This is a genomic window from Bradyrhizobium sp. 45 (genome assembly GCF_023073155.1).
Classification (GTDB): Bacteria; Pseudomonadota; Alphaproteobacteria; order Rhizobiales; family Xanthobacteraceae; genus Bradyrhizobium; species Bradyrhizobium canariense_D.
Map to the genome: position 1 here is coordinate 300,298 of NZ_JADPIX010000154.1, position 14,235 is coordinate 314,532.

The following is a 14,235-nucleotide window of genomic DNA, read 5'->3' on the forward strand; positions in this document are numbered from 1 at the left end:
ATTCCTGACGCGAACGCTTTGGCGCGCGCACCCGGATGGGCATGGGATTAGCATAAGTGTCTGAATTATTTGACGAAGTCGACGAGGAAGTACGTCGCGAACAGCTCAAGAAGCTGTGGGATAAGTATTCGATTTTGTTCATCGCCCTGATGGTGCTGATCGTCGCCGCCGTGGGTGGCTGGCGCGGTTACCAATATCTTGAAGCCAAGAAGGCTGCCGAGGCCGGTGCTGCCTTCGAGACGGCCGCTGAGCTGTCCGAGCAGGACAAGCATGCGGAGGCCGAGGCGGCCTTCACCGAGCTCGCAGCCAAGGCTCCATCGGGCTATCGCACCCTGGCGCGGCTGCGTGCTGCGGCCGAGGCGGCGTCCCGCGATCCGAAGGCAGGCGCCAAGTTGTATGACGACATTGCCGCCGACCGCAGCGTAGGCGGCGAGTGGCAGGATCTGGCGAAGATCCGGGCCGCCGGTCTCCTGCTCGACAGCGCCGGCTATGCCGACATGCAGCAGCGGCTGGAAGCCTCCACCGCGCCCAAATCGACCTTCCGTCACACCGCCCGCGAAATGCTGGCGCTGTCGGCCTGGCGCAACAACGATGTGACTGCCGCCCGCAAATGGCTCGACGCGATTGCCGAGGACGGCGAAACGCCGCCCGGCCTGCGCTCACGCGCCGAGGCGCTGCAGGCCCTGCTGCCGCCCGTAGCGAAGAGCTGAGCCGAGAGCTGAGACGAGATACCGACATGCGCCGCACGCCACGCTTGATCGCAACCGCCGTCCTGATCGCCTTCACGGGCGTGCTGGGCGGTTGCTCCAGCTTCGATCCGAGCGACATGCTCGACTTCCTCGACACCAAGAAGAAGCTGCCGGGCGACCGCAAGCCGGTGTTCCCGGAAGGCGTGCCCGGCCTCGAGCAAGGCGTTCCGAAGGATATGTACAAGGGCGCCCAGCAACAGCCCGATCCGAACGGACCCGCCGTTGCGGCTCTGCCCACCGAGCCGAAGCCGGCGAAGGGCGCCAAGGCGAAAAAGACCAGGCAGCCGGCCACCGCAGCCGTCGCGCCGGCTGAGGCGCCCGCCGGCGAAGTCGACGGCGAGGCCCAGCCCGAGGCCGCGCCGCCCGCGGCCACGCCGCCGCCCAGGCAGAAGATCGTGCGCAAGCGCACCACCGCGCCGCCGCCCGATCAATCCGTCCAGCAGGCGCAACCGACCCAGACCACCCAGCAGCAAACGCAGGGCGCCTTCCCGGCGCCCATGCCGAGCGGCAGCTTCTCGCGCTGATTTTTTCATTTCATTGACAGGCGCGGCTCCGGCAGCGCACGAATGACCCATGTCCTTTAAGATTGCCATTATCGGCCGACCCAATGTCGGCAAGTCGACGCTGTTCAACCGTCTGGTCGGACAGAAGCTCGCGCTTGTCGATGACCTCCCCGGCGTCACCCGCGACCGCCGCGAGGGCGAGGCCAGGCTCGGCGATCTCGACTTCACGATCATCGACACCGCCGGCCTCGATGAGGGTGCCAAGGGCTCGCTGACCGCCCGCATGCAGGAGCAGACGGAGGCCGCGATCGCACAGGCCGACGCGCTGTTCTTCGTGATTGATGCCCGCATGGGCCTCACGCCCAACGATCGCGCCTTCGCCGATTTCGCCCGCAAGGCCAACAAGCCGGTGATGCTCGTCGCCAACAAGAGCGAAGGCAAGCACGGCGATGCCGGCGCGATGGAGGCTTTCGCGCTCGGCCTCGGCGATCCCATCCAGATCTCGGCCGAGCATGGCGAGGGCCTGGGTGAGCTCTATGACGCCTTGAGAGAGCTGATGCCGGAGCCCGTCGAGGAGGAAGAGGTCGAGGACGACGAGCCGCTGACGGAGGAAGAGGCGGCCACGCGTCCGATCCGGGTCGCGATCGTCGGCCGGCCCAACGCCGGCAAGTCGACGATGATCAATCATCTGCTCGGCGAGGAGCGCCTGCTGACGAGCCCGGAGGCGGGTACCACGCGCGATTCCATCGCGGTCGAGATCAACTGGAAGGGGCGCGAGTTTCGGGTGTTCGACACCGCAGGTCTGCGCCGGCGCTCGCGGATCGAGGAGAAGCTCGAGAAGCTCTCGGTCGCCGACGCACTGCGCGCGGTGCGCTTTGCCGAAGTCGTCGTGATGATGATGGATGCGCAGAACCGCTTCGAGGAGCAGGATCTTCGCATCGCTGACCTGATCGAGCGCGAGGGTCGCGCCGTCGTGCTCGCTGTCAACAAATGGGACCTGATGGAGAGCAAGGGCGGCGGCGCGATCTCGAACCTGCGCCGCGATGCCGATCACTTGCTGCCGCAGATCAAGGGCGTGCCGATCGTCGCCGTCTCCGGCTTGATGGGCGAGGGCATCGATCGATTGATGCAGGCGATCCAGGATGCCTATGCGCTTTGGAACAGGCGTGTGTCGACCGCGGCGCTGAACCGCTGGTTCGAGGAGGCGGTCCAAGCCAATCCGCCGCCGGCCGTGTCCGGACGACGACTCAAGCTGAACTACATCACGCAGACCAAGGCCCGCCCGCCAAGCTTCGTGTTGTTCTGCTCGCGTGCGGACGCGGTACCGCAGTCGTATCTGCGATATCTCACCAATTCGCTGCGTGAGGCCTTCGAGCTGCCCGGCACGCCGGTGCGTATCACCTTGCGCGAGAAGGCCAATCCGTTCGCCCACAAGCGCAAGCGGCCGTCGTGAGCAACGACGCCGGCGAGGCGATGGCGCAGGGCGCAGCGCCAGTCCGGCGCGGTGCGGTCGCCTTCATCTTCGTCACCATCCTGCTCGATATGCTCGCGCTCGGCGTGATCATGCCGATCCTGCCAAAACTGATCGAGAGCTTCGTCGACAACGACACGGCCCATGCGGCCCGCATCTTCGGCCTGTTCGGCACCGCATGGGCGCTGATGCAGTTCGTATTCTCGCCGGTGCTCGGCGCGCTGTCGGATCGCTTCGGGCGGCGGCCGGTGGTGCTGCTGTCGAATTTCGGGCTCGCGGCGGATTATGTGCTGATGGCGCTGGCGCCGTCGCTGGTCTGGCTGTTCGTCGGCCGCGTCATCTCGGGCATCACCTCGGCCAGCATCTCGACCGCCTTTGCCTATATCGCCGACATCACGCCGCCGGAGCGGCGCGCCGCGGTGTTCGGCAGGATTGGGGCTGCGTTCGGCGCCGGCTTCGTGCTGGGCCCGGCGCTGGGCGGTCTGCTCGGCGATATCGATCCGCGCCTGCCGTTCTGGGCCTCGGCGGCCCTGAGCTTTGCCAATGCACTCTATGGGCTCTTCATCCTGCCGGAATCGCTGGCGCCAGATAAGCGCGCGCCGTTCCGCTGGAGGAGCGCCAATCCGCTCGGAGCGCTCCGCCTGCTGCGTTCCAACGCCGTGCTCGCTGCGTTGTCCGTCGTCAACTTCATCGCGCAGGTCGCGCATGTCGTGCTGCCCTCGACCTTCGTGCTCTATGCCACCTATCGCTACGGTTGGGATTCGAAAACCGTGGGGTTGACGCTGGCGATGGTCGGCATCTGCGCCATGGTGGTGCAGGGGCTCGCGATCGGCCCGATCGTGCGCGTGCTCGGCGAACGCAACGCGTTGTTGATGGGCCTGTGCTGCGGCGCGGTCGGCTTCGTGATCTTCGGCGCGGCGCCGACCGGGCCGCTGTTCTGGATCGGCATTCCCGTGATGTCGCTGTGGGGCATTTCGGGCGCCGCCATGCAATCGCTGATGACGCGGCTGGTCGCGCCCGATCAGCAGGGCCAGTTGCAGGGCGCGACCGCGAGCGTGCAGAGCGTGTCGCAGCTCGTCGGCCCGTTCCTGTTCACGCTGACGTTTTCATATTTCATCGGCGTCAGCGCGCCGTGGCAGCTGCCCGGCGCGCCGTTCCTGCTCGCGGCGGTGTTGATGGTGATGTGCGTGGCGATCGCGGTGCGGGCGCTGGGAGCGACGAAGACGGTTACGTAGGGTGGGCAAAGCGAAGCGTGCCCACCGCCTTCTTCAGTTGTGGAGAGATGGTGGGCACGGCGCTTTCGCGCCTTTGCCCACCCTGCGACACCAATGCCTTTACTTCTTCACCAGCGGGCACTCGCTGTCCTTGAGCGGCTTGGCCGCATCTTCCGCCGGGATGGTGGCGATCAGCTTGTAATAGTCCCACGGTCCCTTGGATTCTTCCGGCTTCTTCACCTCGAACAGGAAGGCGGGAATGATGCGGCGTCCGTCCTCGCGCAGCGGGCCCTTGCCGAACAGCGGATCGTCGGTCGGAAGCTCCTTCATCTTGGCGACGACCTTGGCGCCGTCATGCGGATTGCCGCCGAGCGCGTCCATGGCCTTGAGGTAATGCAGCACGGCGGCATAATTGCCGGCCTGCGTCATCGAGGGCATCGCCTTGTTGGCGACCTTGTCCTGAAAGCGCTTCGAGAAGGCGCGCGTGCCTTCGTTGAGATCCCAATAGAAGGATTCGGTGAAGGTCAGGCCGTGCGCGGTCTTCAGACCGAGCGAGTGGACGTCGTTGATGAACAGCAACAGCGCGGCGAGCTTCTGGCCGCCTTCGACGATGCCGAACTCGGCCGCCTGCTTGATCGAGTTGGTGGTGTCACCGCCGGCATTGGCGAGACCGATGATCTTCGCCTTCGAGTTCTGCGCCTGCAGCAGGAAGGAGGAGAAATCCGACGTGTTGAGCGGATGCTTGACGCCGCCGAGCACCTTGCCGCCGTTCGCGGTGACGACCGCGCTGGTGTCACGCTCGAGCGCGGCACCGAAAGCGTAGTCGGCGGTCAGGAAGAACCAGCTGTCGCCGCCGGCCTTGGTCAGCGCCTTGCCGGTACCGTTGGCGAGCATGTAGGTGTCGTAAGTATAGGAGATGGTGTTGGCGTTGCAGGCCTTGCCGGTGAGGTCGGCACTGGCACCGCCATTGTTGAGCAGGACCGCGTTCTTTTCCTTGACGACGTTGCTGACGGCCAGCGCCACGCCGGAGTTCGGGGTGTCGGCGATCACATCGACCTTCTGGGTGTCGATCCACTGCCGCGCGATGTTGACGCCGACGTCCGGCTTGTTCTGGTGGTCGCCGCTGATCACATCGATCTTCCAGCCCTTGGCACGAAGACCGGAATCTTCCACCGCCATGTTGACCGCCGCCACGGCGCCGGGGCCGCCGATGTCGGCATAGAGGCTGGACATGTCGTTGAGCACGCCGATCGTGACCGACTTGTCCTGGGCGAAGGCGGATGTGGCAAAACCGAAGGCGGCACAGGCCAGAAGGGCCGCAGAGCGGCGCGCGAACGTGGTCGTCATAAAAGATTTCCTCCATTGTCAAACATGCGGACGGCTCTCTTGAATGGGAGCCTTGTTCCGGCTGATGGCTCTACCGTGTCCCACGGCCGGCGGCAATGCGCCTAAAGCCGGATGACGCTGCGTCGCAGCGTCATCCCTCCGTTAACTTTTGGAGAAAATGCGTCGAGACGCTATTTCAGCGCGTCCGATGTCAGCTTGAATTTCTGGATGCGCTTCCCGGTGTCGACCTCGGCGGTATAGACGTTACCCTTGGCGTCGATCGCCATGGCATGCACCCAGTGGAATTGTCCGGCATTGCGGCCGTTGTGCCCGAAGCTGCCGACCACGTTGCCGTCCTCGCGCTTGATCACCCTGATCTCGTTGTTCTCGCCGTCGGCGCTGAGCAGCCAGGTCTGCTTCGGGTCGGGCCAGATCGCGACATCCCACACCGCGCCGTTACCGAGCGTGTTCTTCTCGAAGAAGAACTCCTTCACGAAGCTGCCGTCCGTCTTGAACACCTGGATGCGGTTGTTGATGCGGTCGCAGACGTAGACGAGGCCGTCATTGGCGAGCTTCACGCAGTGGACGGGATTGCCGAACTGCTGGGACACTGGCGCCTTGGGATCATACGCCGCCTGCTTGGTGTCGTCGGGCTTGTTGCCGTAGGCGCCCCAGTGCCGCTTGTAGGCGAGCGTGGTCGCGTCGAACACGATGACGCGGCGATTGCCGTAGCCGTCGGCGACGTAGATTTCGTTGGCGGCCTTGTCGATCGCGGTCTCGGCGGGCTTGCCGAGCTGCGTCGTGTCGTTGCTGCCGAGGCTCGGCGCGATCTTGCCGATCTGGGCGACGAACTTGCCGTCGAGCGTGAATTTCAGGATGGCGTTATCATTGTCGGCATTGCCACCGACCCAGACGAAGCCGCGCTCGTCGACCTCGATGCCATGCTCGCGGCCGACCCATTCATAGCCTTCGCCCGCGCCGCCCCACGATCGCAGCAGATTGCCGTCGCTGTCGAATTCGAGCACGGGCGGCGCCGAGACGCAGCATTTCGAGCGCGGCGGAGTGAGGCTCGCGCCTTTCTCGTCGTCGGTGAGCGAGCGGGGACGATGGATCACCCAGATGTGGCCCTGCCAGTCGACGGTAATGCCGCCGACCTGGCCGAGGATCCAGTTGTTCGGCAACGGCTTTGGCCAGGAAGCATCGACCGCGAAGGTCGGGACATCGCCGGCGGTCGCCGCGCCCGGAAGCGCAAACGCGACGGCCACGATCAGAACGGAGAGGACGCGAGAGACATTTGCGAGCGCACGCTTAAAGCCTGCGCGATTCCGCCATGGCGCCATGGCAACCTCCCTTTATTGGCTTGCGGCTTGCTGCCGCTTGAGCGCGGGCAGTCAATCGCGGGGAGGCCGTCAAGTCAATCAGGCCGGCGAGCGGAAGCTCATCAGGCTGCGGGTCTTGTAGTCGTAGAACTTGCCGGTCTCGGTCCAATCAGGCGCGCACATCGGCACGATGAATTCGGCGACCTGCTCGGCTGTATCGAGCGTCGTTGGGTCTTCGCCCGGCATCAGCGTCGCGCGCATCCGGGTGCGGACGGGGCCCGGAGTGAACAGATTGACGCGCAGCTTGGTGTTCGCGGTCTCCTGCGCCCAGGCGCGCGCCAGCGTTTCCAGCGCCGCCTTGGAGGCGGCGTAGGGGCTGACATAGGCGGTCGCCTTGTTGGCCGCGCCGGAAGTGACGAACACCGCGCGGCCGGCGTCGGACTGCTTGAGCAGCGGCTCCATGCAACGGATCAGCTGGAAGTTCGCGGCGACGTTGACCGCCATCACGTCGGTGAAGGCCTTCAGCTCGATATGGCCGATCGGTGAGGAGGGCCCAAGCACGCCGGCATTGCCGACGAGGATGTCGAGCTTACCGTACCGCTCATGCAGGCCGGCACCTAGGCGCGCGATGCCGTCGGAATCGGTGAGGTTGAGCGGCACCAGCGTGGCGCTGCCGCCGTCCTTGCGGATCTCGTCGTCGAGCTCTTCCAGCCCGCCCTGCGTGCGCGCGACCGCGACGATATGCGCGCCGGCCCTGGCCAGCGCTTTTGCCGTGGCGAAGCCGATGCCGCGCGAGGCGCCGGTGACGAGAGCGATGCGGTTGGCGAGGGGATTTGTCATCGAAAGGTTCTATCCAGCGTCGTCCTGGCGAAAGCCAGGACCCATACGCCGTGACGTTTATGGCTAGGGAAGATGATTGTCACACCTTCTTCGAACCAGAAAGGCCTGTTGTAATGGATCCTGACGAGCCTAGCTCGCCTCCGCCAGCAGCGACAATTGCCGCGGCTGCTGCTCGGTCTGGGTCTGGTCGGTGAGGTGGGTCGGATACGCCCCGGTGAAGCAATGATCCGAGAATTTCGGATTGGCGGGGTCGCGGCCGGGCTCGCCCATGGCGCGGTACATGCCGTCGATCGACAGGAAGGCGAGCGAGTCGGCGCCGATGATCTCGCGCATCTCTTCCAGCGAATGTGTCGCCGCAAGAAGACCACCACGGTCCGGCAGATCGATACCGTAATAGTCGGGATAGAGGATCGGCGGCGAGGCGAGGCGGAAATGCACTTCCTTGGCGCCGGCATCGCGCATCATGCGGACGATCTTCTTCGAGGTGGTGCCGCGTACCAGCGAATCGTCGATCAGGATGATGCGCTTGCCTTCGATCGCGGCGCGGTTGGCCGAATGCTTCATGCGCACACCGGATTCGCGGATCGCCTGCGTCGGCTGGATGAAGGTGCGGCCGACATAATGGTTGCGGATGATGCCGAGCTCGAACGGGATACCGGAATGCTGGCTGTAGCCGACTGCGGCGGGCACGCCGGAATCCGGCACCGGCACCACGACGTCGACCGGCACGTGGCTCTCGCGCGCAAGCTGGGCACCGAAGGCCTTGCGCACCTCGTAGACCGAGCGGCCGTGGACGATGGAATCCGGACGGGAGAAGTAGATGTACTCGAAGATGCAGGGACGCGGCGCGATCGGCGGGAACGGCTTGTGGATGTCCTGCCCGTTCTCGTCGAACACGATGACCTCGCCGGGCTCGATGTCGCGGACGAAGCGTGCGCCGATGATGTCGAGTGCGCAGGTCTCGGAGGTCAGGATCGGACAACCATCGAGTTCGCCGAGCACCAGCGGACGGATGCCGCGCGGATCGCGCGCGCCGACCAGCTTCTTGTTGGTCAGCGACACCAGCGCATAGGCGCCCTCGATCTCGCGCAGCGCGTCGATATAGCGCTCGATGAAGCGGCTGCGCCTGGAGCGCGCGACCAGGTGCAGGATCACCTCGGTGTCGGTGGTCGACTGCATCATCGCGCCGTTCCTCACGAGCTCGCGGCGCAGCGTCAGGCCGTTGGTGAGGTTGCCGTTGTGGGCGACCGCAAGGCCGCCGGCATTCAGTTCGGCGAACAGCGGTTGCACGTTGCGCAGGATGGTCGCGCCGGTGGTGGAATAGCGGACATGGCCGACTGCCATTGTGCCGGGCAGGCGGTCGATCACCTCTCGGCGGGAGAAGGTGTCGCCGACGAGGCCGAGGCGGCGTTCGGAATGAAAGCGGCCGCCGTCATAGGAGACGATGCCGGCGGCTTCCTGGCCGCGGTGCTGAAGGGCGTGGAGGCCGAGCGCCGTGATGGCGGCGGCATCGGGGTGGCCGTAGATGCCGAAGACGCCGCATTCCTCGCGCAGCGTATCCCCCTCCAGATCGTCTTGAAGTTCCAGCGCGGCCGGGCCGAGATCAAGTAGGGCGTCCTGGTCAGGATTTCGCATCTCGTCCGAGCCTCTCGTTAGGGCTTAATCAACGCGCCGCGGGTTTCTCGATCAGCTTTTTAAGGCTGTCACGAGCCGGTTTGCTGTATCCGTCGCCACTGCCCGAAGGCTGCTGCTCGGAATCAGTTTGCTCTTCATCTGGTTTGTTTTTCTTGAATCTCTTCAAGATGGTGTTCTCGGGGTCGTCAGGCAAGAGGGCCATCAGCCAATCCCCGGTTCCCTGCAGCACCACGCGGGATTTGGCCCCCGTGACCCAGTCCGGGCGCTGCTTGTCCGGCACGAGCCAGGTGAAGAACAGGAAAGCGACCACGACGATCAAAAGCCCGCGTGCCAGCCCGAACAGAAAGCCGAGCGTGCGGTCCAGCGCGCCGATGCGCGAATCCAGGATCATGTCGGAGATCCGGACCGTGATCACGGAGACCACGACCAAAGTGCCCACGAACACGCCGGCGACCACAACCACGCTCGCGACGGTATCGTTGTTGAAATAGGTCTTTGCGGTCGGCAGCAGCTTCGAGAATGAATAAAGCGTGACAATCGCCGCCGTGCCCCAGGCCGCGATCGACAGGATTTCGCGCATGAAGCCGCGAACCATGGCCAGCAGGCCCGAAATCAGCATCACACCGAGCAGGATCAGGTCGAGGATGGTTACTGGCATCGGCTGGTCTGGTCCGCTCGTACTTCAAGGTGCTCAGCGAATCGGTGCTTGGCCGCCGCCCTAAGTGAGGGCCAGACGACGTTCCCGGCAAGGCCGCAACCACGCAATCCCATGCTGCTTTTGTGACGGCTGTATAGCGGCGAGGGCGGGGGACGTCACCACCGGCTAACCCTCTCCACGGCGGAATCTTGCTGGTGTGGCATTTTTCTCTGCCGGTGCGCTCGAGTCGCCCCGCCGGGAGCCGCGTGCGGCGATCTCGGCGACCAATGTCGTCAGGCTGTTGATCGCGTTCAGCGCCAGGCCGGCATCGCCGCCGGCTTCGCCCCGGCCCGATTCGGGCAGAACGGCACGCTGGAAGCCGAGTTTTGCCGCTTCTTTCAGCCGGGCCGGGGTCTGCGCTACCGGGCGCACCACGCCGGACAGCGAGATCTCGCCGAAATAGACCGCATCGGAGGGCAACTGCGCATTAACCAGCGAGGACACCAGCGCCGCCGCGGCGGCCAGATCAGCCGCGGGCTCGTGGATGCGCAGGCCGCCCGCGACGTTCAGATAGACGTCGTGGCCGGACAGCTTGACCCCGCAATGGGCTTCCAGCACCGCCAGCACCATCGATAGCCGGCTCGGATCCCAGCCCACCACGGCCCGCCGCGGGGTGCCGAGCGAGGTCGGCGCCACCAGTGCCTGCAATTCGACCAGAACGGGTCTTGTACCCTCGATACCCGCGAAGACTGCGGTGCCGGGCGTGCCGAGATCGCGCTCCGACAAAAACAGCTCGGAAGGATTGGTGACTTCGCGCAGGCCAAGCCCGGTCATCTCGAACACGCCGATCTCGTCGGTCGGCCCGAAACGATTCTTCACGGCGCGCAGGATGCGGAATTGCTGCGAGCCTTCGCCCTCGAACGACAGCACCGCATCGACCATGTGCTCGACCACGCGAGGGCCGGCGATCTGTCCGTCCTTGGTGACATGGCCGACCAGGATGATGGCCGCGCCGGTCCTTTTGGCAAAACGGATCAGGGCCTGCGCCGAGGCGCGCACCTGCGTCACCGTGCCGGGTGCCGATTCCACCGTGTCGGTCCACATGGTCTGGATCGAATCGATCACGATCAGCCGCGGCACCGCGCCTTCAGACAGCGTCGAGACAATGTCCTCGACCGACGTTTCGGCGGCGAGCTGCACCGGCGCATCCGACAGCCCGAGCCGTTCGGCGCGCAACCGCACCTGCGCGACCGCCTCTTCGCCGGAGATGTAGACGACGCGGTGTCCGGCGCGCGCGAGCAGGCTTGTGGCCTGCGTCAGCAGCGTCGACTTGCCGATGCCGGGATCGCCGCCGACCAGCAGCACCGAGCCGCGGACAAAGCCGCCGCCGGTCACGCGATCGAGCTCCGTCATGCCGGAGGACAGGCGCGGGGCGTCCTGGGTTTTTCCGGACAGGCTCTCGAGCGCGAAGGTCCGCCCCTTGCGCTTGGAGCGGATCGACACCGGCACGCTGCCGGTCGTGTCCTCCTCCGCGAGCGTATTCCACTCGCCACAGGACTCGCACTTGCCCTGCCAGCGGTTATAGGCCGCGCCGCAGTTCTGGCAGACGAAGGAAAGTGTGTTCTTGGCCATGGGGACAGCGAGTCCGGGGACAGCGAGTCGGGGGTTTCAGGTTTGCTGATAGCACGGAATGACGGGTCGAGAGATTGAGTCCGGGCGCTCCCCGAAGCCCGGCTACGGCTGCGCCGCGTTCCAGAGCATGGAGAGGCCGGCCGCGATCATGATTGCGTCCATCACCAAGCGGAACATCTCCGGCTTCAAGCGCAGCACGAAGCGTTTGGCGATGAAGGCGCCGGCCATCAACGACGATCCTGCGACCAGGCCTTTGACGAACACATCGCCGGTCAGCGCGCCGAAACGTTCGAAGGTCACGGATTTCGCAACATAGAGCCCGAGCGAAGATGCCGCTTCGGTGGCGAGGAAAGCGCCGCGGGACAAGCCGTAGAACAGGAATAGCGGCACGCTGAGCGGGCCGGTGGAGACGACGATGCCGGTGAGATAGCCGATGACGGCCCCACCGATCGCCAGATGCCAGAGATTGGCCTTGAGATCGTGCCGCGCCAGCCAGTGCCGAACCGGCACCATCGCGATCAGGAAGACGCCGATGGCAAGATCGACGGCGTGCGAGGGCAGCGCCAGCAGTGTCCGCGCGCCGAGCACGGCGGCTGGAATGCCTGTGACCGAATAAGCCGCGCAGGCGCGCCAGTCGACCTCGCGCCACCACGCCAGGATTCGTGAGAAGTTGGCCATGACGGCGGCCACCGCCATGATCGGCACCGCCTCCTTTGGCCCATAGGCATAGACCAGCACCGGCATCAGCATGATCGACGAGCCCGTGCCGACGATGCCGGAAATGGTGCCTGCGACGAGGCCGACGATGAGGACGAAGAGGAAAGCCAAAACCGTCTCCACGAATCGGGAGAGTTTAGCCGCGGCCCGCGGCGCGGGCGATCCGCGAGGCGAGAGAACCTTATCTTGCCGAGAGCCCGGCGTTAACCATCGCCGACGGTTCCAGTCTGAGCGAAATCGCTTCGAAGTTTCTTAAACCTTACTGGGTACCTCTCTTGGGCATAGTGACCTGGGGGAAGAAGAGTATGGGTAAGCGAGCCAAACGCGGAAAGGCGCAGACGTTCGCAATCCCGATGGCCGCGAGAGTTGCAGTTGGCGCCGTCGCCGTCGCAGCGTTGGGGTACGGCTTGCTGTCCCGACCGGCGAACGTGCAACCGGCACGAAAGCCGTCCGCGCACGAAGCCCAAGCGTCATCAACTCCGGTTTACGTCTCAGCGCCTGTTCATGCATCAGCTCCGACGCCGGCTTCGGCTCCGCTTACGGCCCCGGCGCCTCTGGTCGAACCGCCCAAAGCGGCTGACGTTCCCGGAGCATTCGTGCGGCAGGTGGTTGACTACGCCAGCCGCCAGACGCCGGGCACCGTAATCATCGATACCAAGAACACATTCCTCTATCTCGTTCTGAACGACGCGCAGGCACTGCGCTATGGCATCGGTGTTGGCCGCGAAGGTTTCACATGGTCCGGTGAGCAGACTGTGGCTCGTAAGGCAGAATGGCCGGATTGGCATCCGCCTGCGGAGATGGTCTCGCGTCAGCCTTATCTGCCGCGGTTCATGGCCGGAGGTCCTGGCAACCCGCTCGGCGCTCGGGCGATGTATCTGGGCGAGACCGAATATCGAATTCACGGCACCAACAAGCCCGATACGATCGGGAAGCGGGTCTCGTCCGGCTGTATCCGACTGACCAATGAGGACGTCGTTGACCTCTATGATCGCGTGAAAGTCGGCGCGAAAGTGATCGTGCTTCCGACGACCGTTGCCCGCCGAGCACCCCAGGGAGCGCCAGCCGACGCCGCGTTCCGGTTACCGGACCCGGCATCACCGCCGAACCGGCCCTCGGCAACTCACGCGCAGATGCCGTCATCTGGAGCGAAGATCGCCGAGGCGCAGTAATTCGTCCTCCGTCCTCATCCTGAAACGGAGGACAAGGAGGCAATTCAAGTCGCCTACGAGGTCATCCGGCCCGAAGCTTGTGACAGGCACAACAATTTATGGCTTGTAGGGCGGAGGACAGACCACCACCTCGCCCGGAGAACTTCTCCGGCACGGCTCAGTCACCCCGATTGCGGTATGAGTATAAGCGTAGCTCAGAGCTGCGCCGGTTAGAGCAGCACCAAGGATTGCAATTTGCCATCGCAATTTCATGCCTTCGACTTCCCGAAGAGGGGCGTCGACGCGCTGCCCCTTCATATCGAAGCCCGAGCTGTCTCCCGTAGGCCCTTCGCATCGCATGACGCGCTGCTGCGATGAAGTCCACGCTCAACCGTGTCGACGACCACTTCTGAAAACATCCCGCCAGTGTTTGCCCGACGCGTCAAATCAGTGTTTCGGAGCATGCGTAACCCATTGATTTGCCAGCCATCGGCTACTGTGCATGGGGTTGTTTTTCATGTTTTTGTTGAGTTGGCGCGGCAAGTCGGTGCTCGCAGCACATGGGGCAAGTCCGGCTACGCGCTGCTGACAGCATGTTGGCAGCAGGGTCCGGCTACGACCATCTCCTGACAAAACAAAGAGTGGGTCATGCGGGTCGAGGGAAGCTGTCATTGCGGTGAGACGGTGTTCGAGGTGACGGAGGCGCCCGCGAGCGTCACCCGTTGCACCTGTTCGCTCTGCGCCAAGCGCGGCGCGTTGTGGGCCTATTACACGCCGGCGCAGTTTCGGCTGCTGTCGCCCGCGGAGAACGTCGCGACCTATCTCTGGGGCAGCCGCACCGTCAAACACCATTTCTGCGCAAGCTGCGGCTGCGGTACCTATTCGGAGTCGCCGGACTGGTCGACCGGCAAGCCCGATTTCGACAATCCGAGGGTCGCCGTCAACGCGCGCCTGTTCGACGAGTTCGATCTCGAGACCGTGCCGGTGACCATGATCGATGGCAAGAATTTATGGTGAGCATGCGCTCTCGCGCATGTCTGC

The 14,235-nt window shown here is 64.7% G+C and carries 13 protein-coding genes; 6 read left to right on the forward strand and 7 right to left on the reverse strand.

Going from position 1 to position 14,235, the window contains the following annotated elements; all coding sequences use genetic code 11:
- Positions 1-56 precede the first annotated feature (56 nt).
- The 4 genes from IVB42_RS38575 to IVB42_RS38590 are packed head-to-tail and all read left to right on the forward strand — an operon-like array spanning position 57 to position 3,958.
- Positions 57-710 carry a tetratricopeptide repeat protein gene (locus IVB42_RS38575; protein ID WP_247396343.1) on the forward strand — a complete coding sequence of 218 codons (654 nt, stop codon included), beginning with the start codon at positions 57-59 and terminating at the stop codon, positions 708-710.
- A 26-nt stretch (positions 711-736) separates the two neighbouring features.
- On the forward strand, positions 737-1,273 hold the full coding sequence (locus IVB42_RS38580; RefSeq protein WP_247472107.1) for a hypothetical protein: 537 nt from the start codon (positions 737-739) through the stop codon (positions 1,271-1,273).
- Between the two features lie 49 nt (positions 1,274-1,322).
- Positions 1,323-2,705 carry a ribosome biogenesis GTPase Der gene (gene der / locus IVB42_RS38585; protein WP_247368773.1) on the forward strand — a complete coding sequence of 461 codons (1,383 nt, stop codon included), beginning with the start codon at positions 1,323-1,325 and terminating at the stop codon, positions 2,703-2,705.
- Positions 2,702-3,958, forward strand: coding sequence for a TCR/Tet family MFS transporter (locus IVB42_RS38590; RefSeq protein ID WP_247396340.1), 1,257 nt, complete (start codon positions 2,702-2,704; stop codon positions 3,956-3,958). Before der ends, IVB42_RS38590 begins: the two co-directional genes overlap by 4 nt.
- Positions 3,959-4,057: 99 nt before the next feature.
- On the opposite strand, the gene IVB42_RS38595 is transcribed toward IVB42_RS38590, so the two are convergent.
- From IVB42_RS38595 to IVB42_RS38625, 7 genes are all read right to left on the reverse strand, one after another.
- Positions 4,058-5,284, reverse strand: a complete 1,227-nt coding sequence (locus IVB42_RS38595; RefSeq protein ID WP_085395967.1) for an ABC transporter substrate-binding protein — start codon at positions 5,282-5,284, stop codon at positions 4,058-4,060.
- A gap of 170 nt (positions 5,285-5,454) precedes the next feature.
- Entirely contained in the window at positions 5,455-6,603 is a 1,149-nt protein-coding gene (locus IVB42_RS38600; protein ID WP_247396336.1) for a hypothetical protein, read from the reverse strand.
- Between the two features lie 78 nt (positions 6,604-6,681).
- Entirely contained in the window at positions 6,682-7,422 is a 741-nt protein-coding gene (locus tag IVB42_RS38605) for an SDR family NAD(P)-dependent oxidoreductase (RefSeq protein ID WP_247396333.1), read from the reverse strand.
- A 129-nt stretch (positions 7,423-7,551) separates the two neighbouring features.
- Positions 7,552-9,057 (reverse strand): amidophosphoribosyltransferase, encoded by a 1,506-nt coding sequence (gene purF, locus IVB42_RS38610; protein WP_018459135.1) that lies wholly within the window; start codon positions 9,055-9,057, stop codon positions 7,552-7,554.
- Positions 9,058-9,085: 28 nt separating this feature from the next.
- A complete protein-coding gene (locus IVB42_RS38615; RefSeq protein ID WP_007592055.1) occupies positions 9,086-9,715 on the reverse strand; it encodes a CvpA family protein in 630 nt (209 codons plus the stop codon).
- A gap of 165 nt (positions 9,716-9,880) precedes the next feature.
- Positions 9,881-11,326: a DNA repair protein RadA gene (gene radA, locus IVB42_RS38620; protein ID WP_247396330.1), complete on the reverse strand. Its 1,446-nt coding sequence runs from the start codon at positions 11,324-11,326 to the stop codon at positions 9,881-9,883.
- Positions 11,327-11,428: 102 nt separating this feature from the next.
- On the reverse strand, positions 11,429-12,154 hold the full coding sequence (locus IVB42_RS38625; RefSeq protein ID WP_094183584.1) for a sulfite exporter TauE/SafE family protein: 726 nt from the start codon (positions 12,152-12,154) through the stop codon (positions 11,429-11,431).
- Positions 12,155-12,348: 194 nt separating this feature from the next.
- On the opposite strand from IVB42_RS38625, the gene IVB42_RS38630 reads away from it, so the two are divergent.
- Together IVB42_RS38630 and IVB42_RS38635 are read left to right on the forward strand one after the other, a co-directional pair.
- Complete coding sequence (locus IVB42_RS38630) at positions 12,349-13,215, forward strand: L,D-transpeptidase (RefSeq protein WP_247391450.1); 867 nt, start codon at positions 12,349-12,351, stop codon at positions 13,213-13,215.
- Positions 13,216-13,842: 627 nt separating this feature from the next.
- On the forward strand, positions 13,843-14,211 hold the full coding sequence (locus IVB42_RS38635; RefSeq protein ID WP_085352902.1) for a GFA family protein: 369 nt from the start codon (positions 13,843-13,845) through the stop codon (positions 14,209-14,211).
- Positions 14,212-14,235: the final 24 nt, after the last annotated feature.

What these genes read in the sequence shown, in the direction of transcription:
- IVB42_RS38580 (WP_247472107.1), top strand. Translation starts at nt 737, where the DNA reads ATGCGCCGCACGCCACGCTTGATCGCAACCGCCGTCCTGATCGCCTTC.
- der (WP_247368773.1), top strand. Translation starts at nt 1,323, where the DNA reads ATGTCCTTTAAGATTGCCATTATCGGCCGACCCAATGTCGGCAAGTCG.
- IVB42_RS38595 (WP_085395967.1), bottom strand. Translation starts at nt 5,284, where the DNA reads ATGACGACCACGTTCGCGCGCCGCTCTGCGGCCCTTCTGGCCTGTGCC.
- IVB42_RS38600 (WP_247396336.1), bottom strand. Translation starts at nt 6,603, where the DNA reads ATGGCGCCATGGCGGAATCGCGCAGGCTTTAAGCGTGCGCTCGCAAAT.
- IVB42_RS38605 (WP_247396333.1), bottom strand. Translation starts at nt 7,422, where the DNA reads ATGACAAATCCCCTCGCCAACCGCATCGCTCTCGTCACCGGCGCCTCG.
- purF (WP_018459135.1), bottom strand. Translation starts at nt 9,057, where the DNA reads ATGCGAAATCCTGACCAGGACGCCCTACTTGATCTCGGCCCGGCCGCG.
- IVB42_RS38615 (WP_007592055.1), bottom strand. Translation starts at nt 9,715, where the DNA reads ATGCCAGTAACCATCCTCGACCTGATCCTGCTCGGTGTGATGCTGATT.
- radA (WP_247396330.1), bottom strand. Translation starts at nt 11,326, where the DNA reads ATGGCCAAGAACACACTTTCCTTCGTCTGCCAGAACTGCGGCGCGGCC.
- IVB42_RS38630 (WP_247391450.1), top strand. Translation starts at nt 12,349, where the DNA reads ATGGGTAAGCGAGCCAAACGCGGAAAGGCGCAGACGTTCGCAATCCCG.
- IVB42_RS38635 (WP_085352902.1), top strand. Translation starts at nt 13,843, where the DNA reads ATGCGGGTCGAGGGAAGCTGTCATTGCGGTGAGACGGTGTTCGAGGTG.